Origin of the sequence: Hymenobacter amundsenii (assembly GCF_002204745.1) — a bacterium.
Taxonomy (GTDB): Bacteria; Bacteroidota; Bacteroidia; order Cytophagales; family Hymenobacteraceae; genus Hymenobacter; species Hymenobacter amundsenii.
This window is the reverse complement of the sequence record NZ_NIRR01000004.1, coordinates 59230-77783: the sequence shown is the minus strand read 5'-3', so window position 1 is coordinate 77783 and position 18554 is coordinate 59230. Positions and strand designations below refer to the sequence as shown.

The 18554-nt window shown below is 62.4% G+C and carries 19 protein-coding genes; 7 read left to right on the top strand and 12 right to left on the bottom strand.

The window, feature by feature from the left end:
* Positions 1-64 precede the first annotated feature (64 nt).
* Positions 65-1087, top strand: coding sequence for a tetratricopeptide repeat protein (locus CDA63_RS20760; RefSeq protein ID WP_088463244.1), 1023 nt, complete (start codon positions 65-67; stop codon positions 1085-1087).
* Positions 1088-1178: 91 nt separating this feature from the next.
* Here the strand turns inward: CDA63_RS20760 and CDA63_RS04410 are convergent, their stop codons facing one another.
* The 4 genes from CDA63_RS04410 to CDA63_RS04395 all read right to left on the bottom strand — a co-directional run bounded on the left by CDA63_RS04410 (position 1179) and on the right by CDA63_RS04395 (position 5592).
* Positions 1179-2270: a chorismate mutase gene (locus tag CDA63_RS04410; RefSeq protein WP_088463243.1), complete on the bottom strand. Its 1092-nt coding sequence runs from the start codon at positions 2268-2270 to the stop codon at positions 1179-1181.
* Positions 2271-2387: 117 nt separating this feature from the next.
* On the bottom strand, positions 2388-3233 hold the full coding sequence (locus tag CDA63_RS04405) for a prephenate dehydrogenase (protein WP_088463242.1): 846 nt from the start codon (positions 3231-3233) through the stop codon (positions 2388-2390).
* Positions 3234-3444: 211 nt separating this feature from the next.
* Positions 3445-4617: a pyridoxal phosphate-dependent aminotransferase gene (locus CDA63_RS04400; RefSeq protein WP_088463241.1), complete on the bottom strand. Its 1173-nt coding sequence runs from the start codon at positions 4615-4617 to the stop codon at positions 3445-3447.
* A gap of 90 nt (positions 4618-4707) precedes the next feature.
* Positions 4708-5592, bottom strand: coding sequence for a prephenate dehydratase (locus tag CDA63_RS04395; protein ID WP_088463240.1), 885 nt, complete (start codon positions 5590-5592; stop codon positions 4708-4710).
* 526 nt (positions 5593-6118) lie between these two features.
* Here CDA63_RS04395 and CDA63_RS04390 point away from each other — a divergent pair.
* Positions 6119-6898: a porin family protein gene (locus CDA63_RS04390; RefSeq protein ID WP_088463239.1), complete on the top strand. Its 780-nt coding sequence runs from the start codon at positions 6119-6121 to the stop codon at positions 6896-6898.
* A gap of 416 nt (positions 6899-7314) precedes the next feature.
* On the opposite strand, the gene CDA63_RS04385 is transcribed toward CDA63_RS04390, so the two are convergent.
* Complete coding sequence (locus CDA63_RS04385; protein WP_088463238.1) at positions 7315-9246, bottom strand: vWA domain-containing protein; 1932 nt, start codon at positions 9244-9246, stop codon at positions 7315-7317.
* Between the two features lie 165 nt (positions 9247-9411).
* On the opposite strand from CDA63_RS04385, the gene CDA63_RS04380 reads away from it, so the two are divergent.
* Together CDA63_RS04380 and CDA63_RS04375 are read left to right on the top strand one after the other, a co-directional pair.
* Entirely contained in the window at positions 9412-10434 is a 1023-nt protein-coding gene (locus CDA63_RS04380) for an SPASM domain-containing protein (protein WP_088463237.1), read from the top strand.
* A 211-nt stretch (positions 10435-10645) separates the two neighbouring features.
* On the top strand, positions 10646-11584 hold the full coding sequence (locus CDA63_RS04375; protein WP_088463236.1) for a mechanosensitive ion channel family protein: 939 nt from the start codon (positions 10646-10648) through the stop codon (positions 11582-11584).
* 75 nt (positions 11585-11659) lie between these two features.
* On the opposite strand, the gene CDA63_RS04370 is transcribed toward CDA63_RS04375, so the two are convergent.
* From CDA63_RS04370 to CDA63_RS20315, 7 genes are all read right to left on the bottom strand, one after another.
* Positions 11660-12004 carry a hypothetical protein gene (locus tag CDA63_RS04370; RefSeq protein ID WP_088463235.1) on the bottom strand — a complete coding sequence of 115 codons (345 nt, stop codon included), beginning with the start codon at positions 12002-12004 and terminating at the stop codon, positions 11660-11662.
* A gap of 128 nt (positions 12005-12132) precedes the next feature.
* Positions 12133-12330, bottom strand: coding sequence for a FeoB-associated Cys-rich membrane protein (locus CDA63_RS21055; RefSeq protein ID WP_199797489.1), 198 nt, complete (start codon positions 12328-12330; stop codon positions 12133-12135).
* Positions 12331-12442: 112 nt separating this feature from the next.
* Positions 12443-13240, bottom strand: coding sequence for an inositol monophosphatase family protein (locus CDA63_RS04360; RefSeq protein WP_088463234.1), 798 nt, complete (start codon positions 13238-13240; stop codon positions 12443-12445).
* Positions 13241-13390: 150 nt separating this feature from the next.
* A complete protein-coding gene (gene lnt, locus CDA63_RS04355) occupies positions 13391-15112 on the bottom strand; it encodes an apolipoprotein N-acyltransferase (RefSeq protein WP_242434540.1) in 1722 nt (573 codons plus the stop codon).
* On the bottom strand, positions 15102-15845 hold the full coding sequence (rsmI, locus tag CDA63_RS04350; protein ID WP_088463233.1) for a 16S rRNA (cytidine(1402)-2'-O)-methyltransferase: 744 nt from the start codon (positions 15843-15845) through the stop codon (positions 15102-15104). Before rsmI ends, lnt begins: the two co-directional genes overlap by 11 nt.
* Before the next feature lie 173 nt (positions 15846-16018).
* Positions 16019-16273, bottom strand: a complete 255-nt coding sequence (locus tag CDA63_RS04345; RefSeq protein ID WP_088463232.1) for a 4a-hydroxytetrahydrobiopterin dehydratase — start codon at positions 16271-16273, stop codon at positions 16019-16021.
* Positions 16274-16352: 79 nt separating this feature from the next.
* On the bottom strand, positions 16353-16619 hold the full coding sequence (locus tag CDA63_RS20315) for a hypothetical protein (protein ID WP_126546726.1): 267 nt from the start codon (positions 16617-16619) through the stop codon (positions 16353-16355).
* 321 nt (positions 16620-16940) lie between these two features.
* On the opposite strand from CDA63_RS20315, the gene CDA63_RS04340 reads away from it, so the two are divergent.
* From CDA63_RS04340 to CDA63_RS04330, 3 genes are all read left to right on the top strand, one after another.
* Entirely contained in the window at positions 16941-17438 is a 498-nt protein-coding gene (locus CDA63_RS04340) for a hypothetical protein (RefSeq protein WP_088463231.1), read from the top strand.
* Between the two features lie 86 nt (positions 17439-17524).
* On the top strand, positions 17525-17752 hold the full coding sequence (locus CDA63_RS04335) for a hypothetical protein (protein ID WP_088463230.1): 228 nt from the start codon (positions 17525-17527) through the stop codon (positions 17750-17752).
* Positions 17753-17852: 100 nt separating this feature from the next.
* Positions 17853-18554, top strand: a complete 702-nt coding sequence (locus CDA63_RS04330) for a metallophosphoesterase family protein (RefSeq protein WP_088463229.1) — start codon at positions 17853-17855, stop codon at positions 18552-18554.

Here is an 18554-nt window from a genome sequence, read left to right as displayed (position 1 = left end):
CCACTAGGTCCGCGGCACTATCCGGGTGGGGCCGACGTTGCAAAATCCCACATCTTTGCGCACCATGAACCGTCTGTTGCTTTTCCTGTTCCTGCTTATCGGCAGCTTGCTGGCCTCGGCCGGGGTAGCGCTGGCCCAGCCAACAAACGCCCCGGCGCAACGTGCTACCCCGGCCGAGGCCCGGGCCACCACGTTGCGCCGGGCCCGGCAACTGGAACTGGAGCGCCGCTACGAGTCGGCCTGGCAGCTGCTCGGCCAACTCGATCCGGCCAACCTCGACCCCGCCGTGGCTATGCAGAAGGCCAGCCTGGCCCTCAATTACTACACGGCCACCGCCGGGCTGAGCCGCTTCGCCTTCCGCGACCTTAAGCTCACCGACCTGCCCCCCGACAGCCTGCGCCAGATCGGCCAGGACAGCCTGCGCTACCGGTTCGCGGTGCGCTCAGTCCTCGACCGCCTCCAGCGCCAGCACCCCAACAACTACCGCCTCGCCCGCGCCCTCGGCGACTATTACTACACGGTGCAGCAGTGCGGCTGCGCCGAGCAGGACACGGGCGAGGATGAGGTGTTTCTGCGCACGATTACCGAGTACGAGCAAGCCCATGCCCACGGCCAGGGCGACTACCTCTCCTACTTTGCGCTAGGCTACGCCTACCAGCGCCTGGGCCGGTTCCGCCAGAGCCTGCCGCCCTTCGAACGCTCGTTGGAGCTGCGCTACAATAACCCCACCACCCACCTCAACCTGGCCTTCGTGCTGCTCGAACTCCGCGACCTGGAAAAGGCCCGCTACCACGCCCGCAGCGCCCAGCACCTGTTTCCCGACGCCCACCACAAGGAAGACGCCGGCTTTCTGATGCAGCAGATTGAGGAGCGAATCCGGCAAACTAGCTCAGCCAAAGCCGCCCCCCAAGACCCTGCCCCCGCTCCCGATGCGGCACCTGAACCAGCCACCGCGCCCGCGCCGGATGCCCCGGCCCCGGCGGAAGAGCCGGAGATGGCAACAGTACCGGAAAATCCTGTTGTTCAACCCCGAAGCCCCCGCGAAGAGAAGCGCGAAACGCGTAAGAAGGAGCGGCGCAAGGAGTAATAGCGGATTACACTTCGGGCCGTGAAGCAGAGCGGCAGTAGCGCGAAGCTGGAGCTTCGCGCTACTGCCGCTCTGCTTCACGATATAGGTGCTAGCGGTTCATCACCCGATTTTGGCGGTTGATGGATTCGAGGTGGACGGCATCGAAGTACTTGCGGATGAAGTCGTGGGTGAGGCCTAGCTGGTCGCCCTTCTGCATGCCGCGCTCCAGAATCTCGTTCCAGCGGCTGGTTTGCAGAATCGTGATGTCGTTTTCCTTTTTGTAAGTGCCGATGCTTTCGGCCACCTGCATGCGGCGGCCCAGCAGGTGCAGAATCTCGTCATCGAGCTGGTTGATTTGCTCGCGCAGCTTGGCCAGCACCGTCAGAAACTCCTGCTGGTCGCTGGTTTCGTGGCGCCACACCAGGCCGTCGAGCAGCTCGGCCAGGCGCTGGGGCGTCACCTGCTGCTTGGCGTCGCTCCAGGCGTTGTCGGGGTCGATGTGCGATTCGAGCATCAGCCCGTCGAAATCCAGGTTAATGGACTTCTGGGCCACGGCAGCCAGCCCGGTACGGTTGCCGCAGATGTGGCTCGGGTCGCAAATGAGCGGCATGCCGGGCAGGCGGCGCTTCATCTCGATGGGCAGGTGCCACATGGGCGCGTTGCGGTACTCGGTGTTGCCGTAGCTGGCAAACCCGCGATGAATGAGGCCGATGTTCTTCACGCCAGCCTTGGCCAGCCGCTCCACCGCGCCCAGCCACAGCTCCAGGTCGGGGTGCACGGGGTTTTTGATGAACACCGGCACATCGGTACCGCGCAGCGCATCGGCAATGGCCTGCACCGAAAACGGGTTTACGGTGGTGCGGGCCCCAATCCAGAGCACGTCTACCTCGAAAGCCAGCGCGTCTTCCACGTGCTTGGGCGTGGCTACTTCCACGGTGGTCGGCAGGCCAGTCAGCTCCCTGGCCTTCTGGAGCCAGGGCAGCCCCTTGGTTCCGATGCCCTCGAACATGCCCGGCTTGGTACGCGGCTTCCAGATGCCGGCCCGCAGCATATCCACCTTGCCGGTGGCGGCGAGCTGGGTGCAGGTTTCAATCAGCTGCTCTTCGGTTTCGGCCGAGCAGGGCCCGGAAATAATCAGCGGTTTTTTACCGGGGAAGTCGTTCTTCACGGCCGCTTCGGCGGCAGTTTGCGGTTGGCTCATGGGGTCAGTTGGTTGAGTTTTGCGGTTGGGTTGGCGGGGAGATTGAGAGAGAAAAGAACGTCATGCTGAGCTTGTCGAAGCATGACGTTCTTCCTACACCCTCATTTCGCTGCATCTTCACTTCAGAATCTTTTTAATCAAATTGGCCTGCTGAATCTGCTCGTACATACCCGCGTCGTTGCCGGCGGCGAGCAGGTCGCGCAGGTGCTGGAGCTGGCGCAGGTGCTCATCGAGTACATCGAGCACGTTGTCGCGGTTCTGGCGGAAGATGGGCACCCACATATCGGGCGAGCTTTTGGCCAGGCGCACCGTCGACTCGAAGCCGCCGCTGGCCAATGCGAAAATCTGCTGGTCGCTCTGCTCCTTTTTAAGTACGGTGAGGGCCAGGGCAAAGGATGTGATGTGCGAAATGTGCGACACGTAGGCCGTGTGCAGGTCGTGGGCCTGAGCATCCATGTACACCAGCCGCATGGCCAGGCGCCCAAACACGGCCTCTACCCGGGCCACGGCATCGGGGGCGCTGGCGGCCGCATCGCAGATAACCAGCGTCTTGTCGCGAAACAGCCCCGGCACCGCTGCTTCCGGCCCCGAGTACTCGGTACCTGCCATCGGGTGCACGGCCACGAAGCGGGCGCGGTTCGGGTGGTCGGCCACTTGGGCCAGCAGCAGGGCCTTGGTCGAGCCCACGTCGAGCACCACCTGCCGGTCAGTGGCGGCATCCAGGACCTGGGGCAGCACCGTGAGCATGGCGTCCATCGGCACCGACACGATGACGAGGTCAGCCCGGCGCACGGCCTCGGCCAGGTCGTGGCCCGGCTCATCGAGCAGGCCCAGCGCTACCGCCTGCCGCAGGTTTTCCGGGCTCCGGTCGACCCCAATAATGTGGTGGGCCAGCCCGGTTTCCTTGAGGCTCAAAGCCAGCGAGCCGCCGATTAACCCAATGCCGATGATGGTAACGACCATGTTTTTGAATGTGCTAAATATGTTGACAATGTGCTGTTGTGGTCACAGGAATGGGGCATGCTGAGCCTAGCGGAGCGCAGTCGAAGCATCTCTACCGCTTCATTGTAGTGGTAATTCAGTGTCAGCAAGCGAGATGCTTCGTGGCCTCAGCATGACCTATAGCACTGCGGTAGAGATGCTTCGGCTCCGCTCAGCATGACACCGTTCTTTTTCATTTCGCCGCTGCCGCCCGCGCCGTCCGTACCCGCTGCAACGCCTGCTGTAGCACTTCCGGCGTCTGGCACAGGCTCACGCGAATGAAGCCGTTGCCGTTGCTGCCGAAAATGCCGCCGGGCGTGAGGAATACGCGGGCTTCGTGAAGGATTTCGTCGCTCAGGGCGTAGCCGTCGGCGTAGGTGGGCGGCGCGGCGGCCCACACGAACAGGCCCACCTGGCCGGGTTCGGGGTGGCAGCCCAGCAGCGTGAGCAGCTCCAGCACCAGCTCGCGGCGGGCGCGGTAGTGGGCGTTGAGGTCCTGGTACCAGCTTTCATCGAGGTTCAGCGCCTCCACGGCCGCCAGCTGCACCGGCAGGAACATGCCCGAATCCAAGTTGCTCTTGAAGCGCAGCACCTCCTGGAGCACGTCGGCCCGGCCCGCCAGCAGGCCCACCCGCCAGCCGGCCATGTTGTGCGACTTGCTCAGCGAATTCAGCTCCAGCGCTACCGCCCGCGCCCCCGGCACGGCCAGCAGGCTTTGCGCGGGCCTCTCGTTGAGGATAAAGCTGTACGGGTTGTCGTGGACCAGCAGGATGTTGTGGACCGTGGCGAAAGCTACCAGCCGCTCGAAGAAGCCGGCCGGCGGCGGGGTGCCGGTGGGCATGTGCGGGTAGTTTACCCACATGAGCTTCACCCGGCTCAGATCCTGGGCGGCCAGCGCTTCCAGGTCGGGCAGCCAGCCGCTTTCGGCGGTTAGGTCGTAGGGCACGGGCGTGGCCCCACTCAGGTGGGCAGCGGCACGGTAAGCGGGGTAGCCGGGGTTGGGAATCAGCACCTCGTCGCCGGCTTCGAGCAGCGTCATGCTCACGTGCATGATGCCTTCCTTGGAACCCAGCAGCGGCAGAATTTCGGTTTCCGGATTGAGGTCTACACCATACTGCCGCTGGTACCAGCCGCTCATGGCTTGGCGCAGGGCGGCGACACCCTTGTAGCTCTGGTAGGCGTGGGTATCGGGCCGCGCGGCGGCGGCCGTGAGGGCGGCTACTACGCGCGGGTGCGGCGGCAGGTCGGGGCTACCGATGCCGAGGTTGATGACCGACGGACCGGTTTTGTTCAGGCCTTCAATCTCGCGCAGCTTTTGCGAGAAGTAGTATTCCTGGGTATGCTGAAGGCGGCTGGCAACTTGCATTTTTTGGGTGCTGTGGGGTGACGGGGTGAGGAGGTGATGGGGTGGTAAGCGAGGAAGAGCTTCATGCTTCGACTCCGCCTCCGGCTGCGCTCAGCATGACGTTTCTTTCGTAACCGCTTTCACTATTTCTTCTACGGCCCCAACGCCCTCCGCCTTCGCCATCCGGCCGCGGCGGTAGGAGCCCAGCACTTGCAGCCCCTCCGTGAGCGGGGCCAGGGCGGTCAGGGTATCGGTCAGCCGGGCCGGGTCGTCGAACTCCAGGTCGGCGTGGAAGTAGTAGTGCCAGGTACGGCCCGGCTGGGGGCACGACTGCAATTTCGACAAATTCACACCCTGGGCCGCTACCGCCGTAAGCACCCGGGCCAGGCTGCCGGAGGCATGGGGGGCTTCGAAGTAGAGCGACGCCTTGTTGGGCCGGGATTCCACCGGGGCGTCAGCGGGACGGGTCAGGACCAGGAAGCGGGTGTAGTTGTGGGGTTCGGCGTGGATGTCGGGGGCCAGTAGCGCCAGGTCGAACAGGTCGGCGGCGAATTGGCCGGCCACGGCCGCCACGCCCGGGCGCGGCTGCTCCCGTAGGCGTTGGGCGCTCCGGGCCGTATCCTCGGTTTCCACCAGCCGCCAGTGCGGGTAGCGGCCCAGGAAATCGGTGCACTGGAGCAGCGCCATTGGGTGGGAGTGCACCTCCCGGATGTCGGCCATGGTTTGGCCGGGCAGGGCCAGCAGGTGCTGGCGGATGTGCAGGTACACCTCGCCCACCACCCGCAGCCCGGCCCGGCGCAGCAGCGTGTAATTGGGCAGAATGCTGCCCGCAATGGAATTCTCAATGGCCATTACGGCCGCGGCCGCGTTGCCGCTCACCACGGCGGCCGTCAGCTCCCCGAACGAGCGGCAGGGCTGCACCGCCACCCCCGCGCCGAAGTGCTGGCGGGCGGCAATCTGGTGGAAACTTCCTTCGAAACCCTGAATGGCAATCATGGGGGGAGGTGATGAAATGGTGAGTTTACTATTCGGTGGGCGGGAGCAAGGCAGTGGGAACGGGCACAAAAAAAGCGCCTCCCGGTGGTGTCGGGAGCGCTGAAAATTTCGGTTAGAAATGCTACAGGACGGCCGCTCGACTACCGGGGAGGTAGTAGAAGTAATAGCTAAAGAAGAAGCGGGCCGTGGGCTGAAGCATGGGTAGTAGGGGGCTTTTCTGGGGGCAAGGTGGGGCCCGAAGTTGGTAATTCCAAATCCGAACCGGAAGAAAATGGCCTAACAAACGCTCGGCCGCTGCCGCCCCAACTATCGGGCGCGCGGATTAACCGGCTGTTGCAACGGGTTAGCAGGCCACATTTTTTCCAGTTGATCAACAGCTGCTTATCTTTTTCAGAAGCTCCATCGGAAGACCGCAAACCCGCCAGCACCCGAAAACTGGCACGGTTTTGCAATATCTCCTTCCTGTAACCGGCCACCCACCCTGCGCAACGCGGCGGCCGGACCTTCCTTCCAAAACTTCCTGACCATGAATACGAAGCGACTTTTCGGCCGCCTGGCCGCGGCTACCCTTTTGATTTCGGCTTTTACTACGGTTTCTGAAGCCCAGGTTACTACCCACCGCGTACCCAAGTACACCGGCCCGGCCCAGGCCCGTCCGGTGCGTGCCACGCCCTCCTACTCGTCGTCCTCGGCCACCGATGGTGTGAAGTTCGGTGTCCGGGCCGGCCTGAACGTGTCCGACTTCTCGGGCGACGCCGTGAACAGCGTCATGGACCTGGCCGACTACACCAACGGGGCCGTAACCAAATCCACGAAGCCTGGCTTCTATGCCGGCCTCTACGCCACGCTGCCCCTGGGCCCGCGTTTCGCCATTGAGCCCGGCATCGGCTACTCGGAGAAGGGCACTGTGCTCACCGGCCGCGTGCCGCTTAAGCAGTTCGATTTCCTGAACGCCAAGGTAACGGCCACCGGCCGCCTCGCCTACCTCGATATTCCGGTGCTGGCCAAGGCCTACCTCACCGACGGCCTGTACGTGTACGCCGGCCCCCAGGCCTCGGTCCTGCTCTCGGGTAAGGCCCGGGTGCAGGCCAGCGCCTTTGGCTTCTCGGCCTTCAAGCAGGATTTCGACGTGAAAGACCAGCTCCGTACCGTCGATTTTGCGGTGGTTGGTGGCCTGGGCTACCAGTTCCAGAACGGCTTCGGCCTGAGCGCGGGCTACGATTACGGCCTCTCGTCGCTGGACAAGAACAACAACTTCGACGCCCAGAACCGCGTCATCAAGGCCTCGCTCAATTACTCTTTCTGAGAAGTGAGCGAGAACGTCATTCAGAGTAAAACGAAGAATGACCTCCTTTTATCGCCTTAAAGCCCAACGCGCGGTTAGTCCGCGGGGCCGTTGGGCTTTACATAACCTGTTCATCACGAACAATAAGTACCCTAATCGGGATAAAAGCCGAAGGCGGTCCGGCGGCGTAAGCGGCGGAGTGGCTGCAACCAGCTCCGCCCGCCGTCTGTGAGTGAAGTGGGCCGCCTTCGGGAATGCCTGGCCGGGTTCTGGTTAGGGCAAAACGCCGGGGCCAGGCAGGTAGTGTACAGCGTAGCTGTGAGCAGGAGCCCGCCAGGGGGCGTTATGGTTGCATGCCCTTGGTAGTCTTGCGGTTGATTATTTCACGGATAGGCGAATTTATTTTTATAGACGCCTCGCCAGCGGTACGGTTTCAGCTACCGGGCGCCGTAGGCTGGGTCGGGGTGCAGGCCTTCGGCTAGCTTCACGAGGCGCACCAGTTCAGCGCGGTAGCCGTCGGGGTCGAAGCGGCGGGCTTCTTCGGCCAGCTTAGCGGTGGCGGCGTAGGTAGCGGTGCCGCGGTAGTCGCTCTGGCGCAGCAGCATCCCGAACTGGGCCACGGCGGCGGCAAAGCGCAGGTTTTCGCTGGCTTCGGCCAAGGGGCGGGCCGCGCCGGTCAGGGGCAGCGCCAGCAGGCGGCTCGTCTGGCCCCGGGGTTCCTTGTAGCGCACTTTTACGGTGAGCAGCTCGGCCGATGCCAGGGCCGCCGGGGTGGCGGGCGCGGGCTGGTACTTGAGCGCATCGACAGTAGCGGGCGCGCCCACGGGCACTATTTCGTAGAGGGCCGTGACGGTGTGGCCCGAGCCCAGCTCGCCGGCATCTTTGCGGTCGTTGTTGAAATCCTGGGCGGCCAGCAGGCGGTTTTCGTAGCCCACGAGGCGGTATTCGCGCACCCGGGCCGGGTTGAACTCCACCTGCAGCTTCACGTCTTGGGCCAGCGTGAACAGGGTGCCGCCGAACTGCCGCACCAACACCCGCCGGGCCTCGTCGAGGTTGTCGAGGTAGGCGTAATTGCCGTTGCCCTTGTCGGCCAGCAGTTCCATTTTCTTATCCTGGTAATTGCCCTGGCCCACGCCCAGCACCGTCAGGAATACGCCCGATTCGCGCTCCTGTGCAATGAGGCGCTCCATGGCGTTGTCGCTCTGTTCGCCCACGTTGAAGTCGCCGTCGGTGCACAGAATCACGCGGTTGTTGCCTTGCTGGTTGAAATGCTGGCGGGCCACGTCGTAGGCCAGGCGCAGGCCCGCACCCCCAGCCGTAGAGCCGCCGGCGGTCAGGTTTTCAATGGCCCGCAGAATGGTGGCCCGCTCGGTGCCGGCAGTGGGCGGCAGTACGGTGCCAGCCGCCCCGGCATACACCACCAGCGCCACCTTGTCCTGGGGCCGCAGCTCTTTCACCAGCAGCTTCAGGCCCTGCTGCACCAGCCCCAGCCGGTCGTCGCCCTGCATCGAGCCCGATACATCAATGAGGAACACGAGGTTGGCGGGCGGCAGTTGGGTGGTGGGCACTTGGCGGGCTTGCAAGGCCACCTGCACGAGCTGGTGGGCGGGGTTCCAGGGGCACTGGGCCTGCTCGGTGATAACGCGGAAAGGCTCGGCGGCCGAGGCGGCGGGTTGGGGGTAGTCGTACTGAAAATAGTTGAGCATTTCCTCCACCCGTACGGCATCGGGCGGGGGCAGCTGGCCCTGCTGCAGGAAGCGGCGCACGTTGCTGTAGCTGGCCGCGTCCACATCAATACTAAAGGTGCTCAACGGCTCCTTCTGAACGGCGTGAAAGCCATTTTCGGCCACGCTGGCGTAGGTTTCGCCCGCCCCGGGCTGCGGGAAGAAAGGCTGAGAATACGCGGCCTGATCGGCGGCTTGGCGGTTGCAGCCACCTTTAACCTTAGCGGCGCTCCGCGCGATAATGCCCGACACCCGGCCTTGAACGCCATAGGCTGTTACTACGCATTCACTCAACTGTTTAGAATCTGTCGCCAACCCCACATCCACTACCAGCTGGCCCGTTAGCTTTACCTCCTTGGTTGTGAATCCAATGGAGCTGAAGAGCAGCGTTTGTGCTGACGCGGGCACCTGGATAGTATAAGTGCCATCGTGGTTGGTGCTCACGCCAATGGTGGTGCCTTTCACGAGCACCGTGACGCCGGGCAGGCCCTGGCCGGTGGCGCGGTCGGTTACGCGGCCGGTAACGGTGTAGGTGGCCGGGGCTACGGCGGTGGCGGCAGCAGCAGCGGCCGGAACAGTTTGGGCCAGGGCGGGGCAGGCGGGCAACAGCCCGGCCGCCAGCAGCAGGTAGCGGAAATTTATCATCAGCGAAGAAAGAATAGCGTGGAACCAAAGCGAACCGGCCGGGTTCTGCTTAGCTGATGCCCCGGCGGAAAGGATTCCACACGGGCTGGGGGAATAAATTTCAGCGGCTGGCGGAACGTCATTCAGCTGCCGGCTCCCCACTAGCGCTGTACCTTTACCCCACTTATGCCCTCACTGCTCACCGATTCGCTTAATTTCCTCTCGAAAGCTACGCCGCGCCGTCTCTGGAACGGGGCCCAGATCGTGGGCGGATACCTGCTGAGCAAGGCCACTGGCAAGGCCCGGCACTGGGGCCTGCCGGTGGCGCTCAGCTTCGAGCCCACTACCAGCTGTAACCTGCGCTGCCCCGAGTGCCCCAGCGGCCTGCGCTCCTTCACGCGGCCTACCGGCATGCTCCCCGACGCGCTGTTCCGCAAAACCATCGATGAGGTGGCCTCCCGGCTCTGGTACCTGATTTTTTACTTCCAGGGCGAGCCGTATCTGCACCCCAACTTCCTGGATTTGGTGAAGTACGCCGCCGACAAGGGCATCTACACCGCCACCAGCACCAACGCCCACTACCTCTCCGACGACAACGCCCGCCGCACCGTCGAATCGGGCCTCGACCGGCTCATCATTTCCCTCGACGGCACCACCCAGGACGTGTACCAGCAGTACCGGGTGGGTGGCAAGCTCGACAAGGTGCTCGAAGGCACCCGCAACGTGGTAAAATGGCGCAAGGAGCTGAAATCGAGCACCCCGCGCATCGTGTTTCAGTTTTTAGTGGTGCGCCCCAACGAGCACCAGATCGAGGACGCCAAAGCCATGGCCCGGGAGCTGGGCGTGGACGACGTATGGTTTAAGACGGCCCAGATTTACGACTACCACAACGGCTCACCCCTCATCCCGACCATCGACTACTACTCGCGCTACGAGAACCAGGGCGACGGCACCTGGAACCTCAAGAACAAGCTGCTCAACCACTGCTGGAAGATGTGGCACAGTTGCGTGATTACCTGGGACGGCCTGGTAGTGCCCTGCTGCTTCGACAAAGACGCCGAGTACCGTCAGGGCGACCTCAAAACCGAAACCTTCCGCCAGCTCTGGCACGGCCCCAAGTACCGCCAGTTCCGCGCCTCCCTGCTCAAGGGCCGCGACCAGATTGACATGTGCCGCAACTGCTCGGAAGGCACCAAGGTGTGGGGCTGAGGCGGTAACGGGCAGGGGCAATAACGAGGCCTACTGCATCTTGCGCCTGCTGAGCTCGGTGAAGTATGGCGCCGCGCAACCAGTCAACAAGCCACTGTAAATCAGATTTATATAACTATTTTTGCACTTTATTTCGATTCGCACAATGGGCTAAGCTGCTTAACCGGCGCGGTATCTGCTTATATTTCGCTTCATCACCAGTCACCAGTTCATGTTTGGCATAACGGACTTTCAACGCGCGTTTAATCTTCTTTCGGGCAAGCTGGTACGCTGGATGCAGGCCCTCATCCTGATGCTGCCTAACCTGCTCATCGCCGTCGTTATCCTTACCGTCACCTACTTCGTGGCCCGGCTGGCGCGGCGGTTTATCGTCCGGTTTTTACCCCGGGTCTCCACCAGCGTCACGCTCAACAACCTGGTTGCTACCATCGCCCATGTGGGTGTGCTGCTGATTGGCATTTTCTTCACGCTGGAAGTACTGAGCCTCGATAAGACGGTGACCTCGCTGCTGGCCGGCGTCGGAATTATCGGGCTGGCCTTGGGTTTCGCCTTTCAGGATATTGCGGCCAACTTTATCAGCGGCATCATCATCGCCATCCAGCGGCCCTTCACGGTGGGCGACGTTATCCAAACCGAATCTTACTTCGGAACTATTGAGAGCATCAACCTGCGGACCCTGGATTTGCGGCAGGTAACCGGCGAGCTGGTGCGGGTACCCAACCGCAAGGTGTTCGAAAGCTCGGTCATCAACTTCACCGTCACCACCCAGCGCCGGGTAGATGTGGAATGCGGCGTCACCTACGATGCCAACCTGGAGCAGGTGCGCGAGGTAGTGCTGGACTGCATGCGCGACTTCCCGAACATGCTCGCCCACCGGCCGCTGGAAGTTATGTTCACCGAATTCGGCGAAAGCTCCATCAATTTCACCCTGCGCTTCTGGATTCCCTACCGCCAGCAGGTCGATTACGTGGGCTCGAAGAGCGAGGCCATCATGCGCATCAAGCGCGCCTTCGACCACGCCGGCATCACGATTCCGTTCCCCATCCGTACCCTCGATATTTCGCCCGAGCTGCTGGAGCAAGTCAGCCGGAATCTCACCCGGGCCCAGGCTCCTCCGAAGCCCTCGGCCCAGCCACACCAGGCCGAGTAGCTGCCGCACTCGGCCACCGAAAAGAGCCCCACCGGACGAATCCGGCGGGGCTCTTTTCGGTGGGTTAGGCCCAGCTTATTTGTGGTTTTTATCGAGGTTCTTGCCCAGGTCTTCCACCGTTTTAAGGAATTCATCTACGCTGGTGTCGCCGTAGGTTCCGTAAGCGGTGGCAATGGTACCTTTCACGCCGTCGGCCGTTTCGATGGCGTAGAGAATGGACATATCATCGGGGTTGCTTTCGCCCTCGAAGCGGTAGAAATCCACGATAGTTATTTCCTCCGGCGCGTAGCCCCGGGCCTTGTTATCGTCGCTGAGGGGATAGAGCTTGCCCTCGGTTACCCGAAAATCAGCCGTGAAACCATCGGCGTTTAGTTTACGCTCAACATTTACAAGGCTGCGTTCTTCTTCTTTATCCTGCATGGCGAAAGGGATTAGTTGTTAGGAGGGCGGAGGGAAATAGCGGGGGCCGATAGCAAACTTGCCCCCGTGCCGGGCTATACGTAGCCAACACAGGGGCAGGTTATATCGGGGGCAAAAGAAGCGCGCCGTTAGCCGTTGGCATGCTGCTGCTGCACAGCCCGGTCGATGGTGCGCTGAATCTGGTCGACGTCGATAACGGAGCAAGCCCCGCCGCAGCCTTTCGCGCAGCCACTCTGGCGCTTATCGAATGCCCGCCAGAAGATACGGCCCATGTAAAAGGCCGCCCCGGCGAAGAGGAGCAAGATGATGAGATACTGAATCCACATAGCGCAAAGGTAACAGGGATTGAGGCCTGGAGGTTCGTTGGGAGCGGCTGATGCAAGCCGGTCGTCATGCTTTATCTGGCGTCCGCGCAGCCGAAGCATGACAGGTGGTTACCTACTTCCGCCAAACCTGCCCGATCAGCTCCTGCATTTCCTGGTGCACGAGGCCATTGCTGGCCACTACCTCGCGGCCGAACAGCGGGTCGCCATCTTCCAGGAACTCCGTGACCCGGCCGCCGGCCTCGCGCACCAGCAGAATGCCGGCCGACACGTCGTAGGAGTTGAGGTTGAACTCGAAGAAACCCTCGAAGCGGCCGGCAGCCACGTAGGCCAAGTCGGCAGCAGCCGAGCCCACGCGGCGCACGCCGTGGGAGCCGCGCATGAAGGCGCCGAGCACCTTCAGGTAGTCGTCCATGAGGCCGAAATCGGTGTAGGGAAAACCAGTGGCAATGAGCGAGGAGTTGAGGTCGGGCACGTCGGAAACGTGGATGGGCTGCTCGTTGCAGAAGGCCCCGGCGCCTTTGGCGGCCCGGAAACACTCGTCGCGCACTACTTCGTACACCACGCCGGCCACCAGCTCCTGGCCCCGAATCAGGCCCACGCTCACGCAGTACACCGGCAGGCCGTGCACGAAGTTGGTGGTGCCGTCCAGGGGGTCGATAATCCAGTTGAATTCCTCGGCCCGCTCGGCGCCCTCGGTACCTTCTTCCGTGATGAAGCCGGCTTCGGGCAGCACCTCGCGCAGCCCGGCCACCAGCAGCTTCTCGGTTTCCTTATCCACGTACGAAACCAGGTCGTGGGTGCCTTTATTTTCGATGTGGCTGCGGTCAAACGTAGCGGCCTCTTGGCGGATGAACTGCCCCGCGTGGCGCGTTACGGCCGCGAGCTGAAAGCTGATTTGGTTGTAATCCATTCGGTTAGTGATTCGTGCTTAGTTGTTAGTGCCTGGTACAGAACGTTATGCTGAGCGGAGCGGAGCTGAAGCATCTCTACCGCAATAACAATCCTGTCGATTGCGCCGAAGCAGTAGAGGTGCTTCGGCTGCGCTCAGCATGACGTTCTTTTAATTTAAAGACGTAACCACCCGCTTCCGCCCCACAACCGCCGCCGTGGCCGTGCCTAGCAGCAGCAATACCGCCAGCGCCTGGCAGGCAGGGCCGATTAGCTCGCCGTGGCGGACGTAGAAGGTTTGTTCGGTGTTCAGGTGCACCGGGGCGCGGCTAGCCGTTTTCACCCACCACCCGGTTTGTTGCGTGATTTCGCCCTTCTGGTTGATGAAGGCCGAAATGCCGGTGTTGGCCGATCGGGCCACGTCGCGGCGGGTTTCGATGGCCCGGAGCGTTGCGTATTGCAGATGCTGGGAGTGGCCCGGCGAGTCGGACCACCAGCCGTCGTTGGTGATGATGCCGATGAGCGTGGCCCCGTTGGCCACGTAGTCGCCCACAAAGTCGCCGTACACCGACTCGTAGCAGATAACCGGGGCCACGCGCAGGGCCGGCACGGCAGCTACCTGGAACACGGTGCGCTCGGGCTGCGAGCCCAGTCCGCCGGCCGAGCCGCCCAAATCAATCACGAATACCGACAGCCAGGGCGGTACGCCTTCCACGCCCGGCACGAGGCGGCTTTTGTGGTAGAACCCGGCCGGCGTATTCGTGCCGCCCAAGTGCAGGGCCGCGTTGAACAGGTCGTAGTAACCCAAATCGTCGCGGAAGCGGGCGGTGGGGCTGGCCTTGCCCTTATCGGGGCCGTATTGGCCCACCGTGGTCAGGCCCGTTACCAACTCTACGCCCGGGTGCGCGGCCAGCCACTGCCGTAGCCGCACAATATTGGGGTAGGTTTCAATGGTGTTCTCGAAATACGTTTCGTCGAGGCTGGTTTCGGGCCAGAGCACGAGGCGCGTCTGGGGTGTAAGGTGTTGCGCGGTGAGCGTGAGCAGGCGCTCCAGCTGCTCGGCGTGCGGAATAAAGTTGGGCGTGCCCTCGAACTTCTCCAGAAACGGGTCGACGTTGGGCTGCACCACCAGCACTTCGGCCGACGGGCCTTTCTCCTGGTAACGGCTCCCAATCAGCAACGAGAGGCCAACAGGCAGGATGATGGCCGCGAGGGCGGCAATGGCAAACCGGGGATTGAAGGTGAAGAACGGCTTACCCCACGGGCTTGCCGGAGCTTCATTTTCGATGATTGATTTTCTGCTTCTGATGGCGAAGAACACCAGCAAATTCACCGCCCACAGCCACACCGAGCCGCCCAGAAAACCGGTGTACTCGTACCACTGCACCAAGTAGTTGGCCGAGGCGAAACCGTTGCCGAGCGTGAGCCAGGGCCAGGTGAGAAACCAGTGCAGGTGGAGCTGCTCGAAGGCAATCCAGTAAATGGGCAGCGAGAGGTAGCCCAGCGTCGGGCCGAAGCGTTTTTTGGTGTGGTAAAAGGCTGCCAGTGCCGCGCTCATCATCAGGGCATTACAGACGACGGCCGCAATACCGCCGCCCAGCGTGCTGAAGCTCACCCAGTAGGTGGTAAACAGGTTCCAGAGCATCAGCGTTAGGTAGCCGTAGCGCCAGACCTTCCAGCCGCTGGCCCCCCGTTGGGTGAGGTACTGTTCCAGCAGCAGGTAGGGCACCCAGGCCACGAGCAGCAGCAGCGCCAGCGGCCCCGGATGCACTGGCCAGCCGGCCCAGAGCAGGCTCGCGCTCAGCAAGGCCAGCAGGCTCGGCAGCCAGTAAGCCCAGCCTTTGGCGGGGGTGGCGGGAACTGCGACTGGCGCCAGAGTGGGGTTATTCGTCACGGTCGTCGTGGTTTTTGTAGCGGCTTTCCTTGGCAGGACGCTCCTCTTTGTGGCCCTGCACCACGAGCACGATTTCGCCCTTAATGGCGGCGCGGGCGGCGAAGTTCCGGGCCAGCTCGCCCAGCGGGGCCGTCACGGTTTCCTCGAACAGCTTGGTCAGTTCCCGGCTCACGGAGGCGGGGCGGTCGGGGCCGAACACCTCGGCCAGTTGCTCCAGCGTTTTCACAATGCGGTGGGGCGACTCGTAGAAAATAAGAGTGCGGGTTTCCTGGGCCAGCTCCTGCAACCGGGTCTGGCGGCCCTTTTTCACCGGCAGAAACCCCTCAAACGTGAACCGCTCGGCCCCAAAGCCCGACTTAAGCAGCGCCGGCACGAAGGCCGTAGCGCCCGGCAGGCACTCGACCTTGATGTTGCGGGCCAGGCACTCGCGGACCAGCAGAAACCCGGGGTCGGAGATGCCGGGCGTGCCCGCGTCGGAGACCAGGGCCATGGTTTCGCCTTTTTCGAGCCGCTCCAGTAGGCGCTGCACCTGCTGGTGCTCGTTGTGGAGGTGGTAGCTGAGCATGGGCTTTTTCAGGCCCAGGTGCTGCATCAGCCGGCCGCTGGTGCGGGTGTCCTCGGCCAGCACGGTGTCCACCTCGCCCAAGATCCGAATGGCCCGCAGGGTGATATCCTCCAGGTTGCCGATGGGCGTAGGCACGAGGTAAAGCAGCGTAGGCGTGGTTTCCGACATAGCCTGCAAAGGTAGTTTATCAGTGGGCAGTGTCCAGGGTGACCGTCATTCAGAGCGCAGCGAAGAATCTCGCATGTTAAGCGTTGAATGACCGCCGCAACATCAGCACGCGAGATTTTTCGCTCCGCTCTGAATGACTTGGACATTGCTCACTGACTACCGGCAACTGAAAATCACGCTTCCTCTCCACCGTACTCGGCGGCCAGGATGTCGATGGCGGCGGCCAGTTTCCGGTCTTTGTCGGTGATGGTGTTACCCGCGTCGTGGGTGCGCAGGCGGAAGCTGACGGTGTTGTACTCGTTGCTCCACCACGGATGATGGTTCTGGAACTCGGCCTCCTCGGCTACGTCGCTCATGAAGCTGAACGCTATTTTGAAATCGGTGAAGCGGAAAGTGCGGCAGAGGGCGTTGTCTTGTTCGGTCCACATGGGGCGGGCAGAATTGGTGGTGCTGCAAGGTAGCGGGTGGCGGGTTAAACCACCCCGCAGAGACATGTGGTAACCGCTACTATCGCCATTGTACCGCCAGCCAAATTCCGATTAGCACCAGCAGCCCGAAGCACCCGAAGCGCCGCAACCGGTTCAATCGTTGCTGTTGCTGGTACCGGGCACTCGCCGCCGCGATGGGCAGGAAATAGCCGCGCCAGGAGCTTTCCGGATACGATAGTGCCCATACCTGGCCGCACTCGGGGCAGGTGCAGTAGTGCGGGGCAGCCCACTGCGGCACGGCGGCCGCTGGCGAGGGAGCGGCCGCTGGCAGGAAGCCTTTTTGCAAAAACCGAAGCAACCACGCATCAAATTTCTGGTACGAGGGAAATTGTTCGCGGAGTTCCGACCCACAGTTTAAACACCCCGCATTATCAGGTAAGTCACTCATATTCTGAGCCGCTATTCATCCTTCAGCGTCATTATAACTGCTCTCTTGCTGCTGGTTTCCACAGGCGCGGAACCCTGCAAGTTCCAACCGCGCCCTGCTGCCAGAGTGAGTACAGAAGGTTGCCGGTAACCCAGCGGCCGGCCCAAAGCTAAACCCAAACCTGCAAACCACAGTACACTTTACCAAACGCCCGCCTATCCACCTCAACCCAAAACAACTATGGCTATTGACCCCAACGACCGCCCCGTGCGCGTGCTCAACGACGATACTTCGGACCAGGAAATGAAAGCCGGCCACATCGTGCCCGGCGCCGACCCGCCCAAGAACGAGGACGCCCGCGGTGGCTTCGGTAACCGCGACGGCAAGCAGGGCTTCGGCACCGATAGCTCCGATGGGGTCACGGCCGTGTCGATGAACCAGAACGAAGACAAGGTGGCCCCGCCCGCCGATAACATGCGCACCACCGAGGAAGGCCGCCCCGACCGCCCCAACCAGGACATGCCAGCCCACCGCCTTACCCAGGAGCCCCGCCGACCGGTTGATGAGCTCGATGGCGACGACGCCCGCAAAGGCCCCGACGAAATGGAAGACCCTGATTCGCGCGTGGGCATGGGCCAGATGGAGGCCAACCCGCCTTCCAACGCCAAGCTCGCCAGCCAAGGCACCAACGCCGACCTTACCGACTACGACGCCAAAGACACGGCCATCGACCAATAATTTTCACAAGCCGTTAGCTGCTAGCTCTTTTTCAGTTGAACGAAAACTAACAGCTCTCAGCTAACGGCTTGATTACCCCCCTTATTATGTCTGACAATAGCAACCAGCAATCGAAAGAGAATAGTGGCGACCCAGCCGGCACCGGCCAGCGCAAGTCGGACCCCAATAGCAAGCCCCTCGCCAACGACGACGACCAGCAGAAGCTGGCCGACGAGTATACCGAGGACGGACTGGACAAGATTCCGCCCCATTTGGTGAACAACCCCAACCGCAACTACGACAAGCCCGACCTCGACAAACCGGCTTACAGCTAACCCACGCTGGCATAACGACCAACCCTAAACGAGCACTCATTGGCATGGGTGCTCGTTTGGGTTTCAACTGGTTTCTCCACTTCTATTCTGCCTGCTACTTATGGCCCGCTACGTGATAACCGATATCCATGGCTGCCTGCTCTCGTTGCGGGAGTTGGTTGAAAACCAGCTGCAGCTGCAACCTCATGACGAGCTGTACCTGCTGGGCGACTACGTGAACAAGGGCCCCGATAGCCGGGGCGTGCTCGACTACCTGCTGGCGCTGCCCCGCCGGGGTTTCCAGGTGGTGTGCCTGCGCGGCAACCACGACCAGGAGCTGCTCGATGCCGCCGAAGGCCACACCGACCGCACCTGGGCCACCGAGGCCGACCGCCAACTCACGCTCGCCAGCTTCGGCGTGCCCCGCGCCCAGGATATTCCGCTCCACTACCTGCGCTGGCTCCGGGAGTTGCCCCATCAGCTCGATATTGCGGGCTGGACGCTGGTACATGCCGGCTACGATTTCCGCCAGCCGGCCGCCACCATGCGCCACGACTGGCACAGCATGCTCAATAGCAAGGAATTCACTTTCGATGCCTCGCGCCTACAAGGCCGGCGACTAGTACACGGCCACGTGCCCACGCCCCACGCCGAGGTGCAACGGCGCCTGGCCACTCACCCCGGCGCGGTATGCCTCGATACCGGTTGCGTCTACCGCCACAACCCCGAGCTGCGCCACTTGGCCGCCTTCAACCTCGACACCGGAGAGCTGACCTTGCAGCCCAACATCGAGCGGGAATACGTTATTGAAAAGCGCGGGTAG

Excerpts from the sequence above, each read along its gene's own strand:
- CDA63_RS20760 (WP_088463244.1), top strand. The coding sequence starts at position 65 with ATGAACCGTCTGTTGCTTTTCCTGTTCCTGCTTATCGGCAGCTTGCTG.
- CDA63_RS04410 (WP_088463243.1), bottom strand. The coding sequence starts at position 2,270 with ATGAGCCAACCGCAAACTGCCGCCGAAGCGGCCGTGAAGAACGACTTC.
- CDA63_RS04405 (WP_088463242.1), bottom strand. The coding sequence starts at position 3,233 with ATGGTCGTTACCATCATCGGCATTGGGTTAATCGGCGGCTCGCTGGCT.
- CDA63_RS04400 (WP_088463241.1), bottom strand. The coding sequence starts at position 4,617 with ATGCAAGTTGCCAGCCGCCTTCAGCATACCCAGGAATACTACTTCTCG.
- CDA63_RS04395 (WP_088463240.1), bottom strand. The coding sequence starts at position 5,592 with ATGATTGCCATTCAGGGTTTCGAAGGAAGTTTCCACCAGATTGCCGCC.
- CDA63_RS04390 (WP_088463239.1), top strand. The coding sequence starts at position 6,119 with ATGAATACGAAGCGACTTTTCGGCCGCCTGGCCGCGGCTACCCTTTTG.
- CDA63_RS04385 (WP_088463238.1), bottom strand. The coding sequence starts at position 9,246 with ATGATAAATTTCCGCTACCTGCTGCTGGCGGCCGGGCTGTTGCCCGCC.
- CDA63_RS04380 (WP_088463237.1), top strand. The coding sequence starts at position 9,412 with ATGCCCTCACTGCTCACCGATTCGCTTAATTTCCTCTCGAAAGCTACG.
- CDA63_RS04375 (WP_088463236.1), top strand. The coding sequence starts at position 10,646 with ATGTTTGGCATAACGGACTTTCAACGCGCGTTTAATCTTCTTTCGGGC.
- CDA63_RS04370 (WP_088463235.1), bottom strand. The coding sequence starts at position 12,004 with ATGCAGGATAAAGAAGAAGAACGCAGCCTTGTAAATGTTGAGCGTAAA.
- CDA63_RS21055 (WP_199797489.1), bottom strand. The coding sequence starts at position 12,330 with ATGTGGATTCAGTATCTCATCATCTTGCTCCTCTTCGCCGGGGCGGCC.
- CDA63_RS04360 (WP_088463234.1), bottom strand. The coding sequence starts at position 13,240 with ATGGATTACAACCAAATCAGCTTTCAGCTCGCGGCCGTAACGCGCCAC.
- rsmI (WP_088463233.1), bottom strand. The coding sequence starts at position 15,845 with ATGTCGGAAACCACGCCTACGCTGCTTTACCTCGTGCCTACGCCCATC.
- CDA63_RS04345 (WP_088463232.1), bottom strand. The coding sequence starts at position 16,273 with ATGTGGACCGAACAAGACAACGCCCTCTGCCGCACTTTCCGCTTCACC.
- CDA63_RS04340 (WP_088463231.1), top strand. The coding sequence starts at position 16,941 with ATGGCTATTGACCCCAACGACCGCCCCGTGCGCGTGCTCAACGACGAT.
- CDA63_RS04335 (WP_088463230.1), top strand. The coding sequence starts at position 17,525 with ATGTCTGACAATAGCAACCAGCAATCGAAAGAGAATAGTGGCGACCCA.
- CDA63_RS04330 (WP_088463229.1), top strand. The coding sequence starts at position 17,853 with ATGGCCCGCTACGTGATAACCGATATCCATGGCTGCCTGCTCTCGTTG.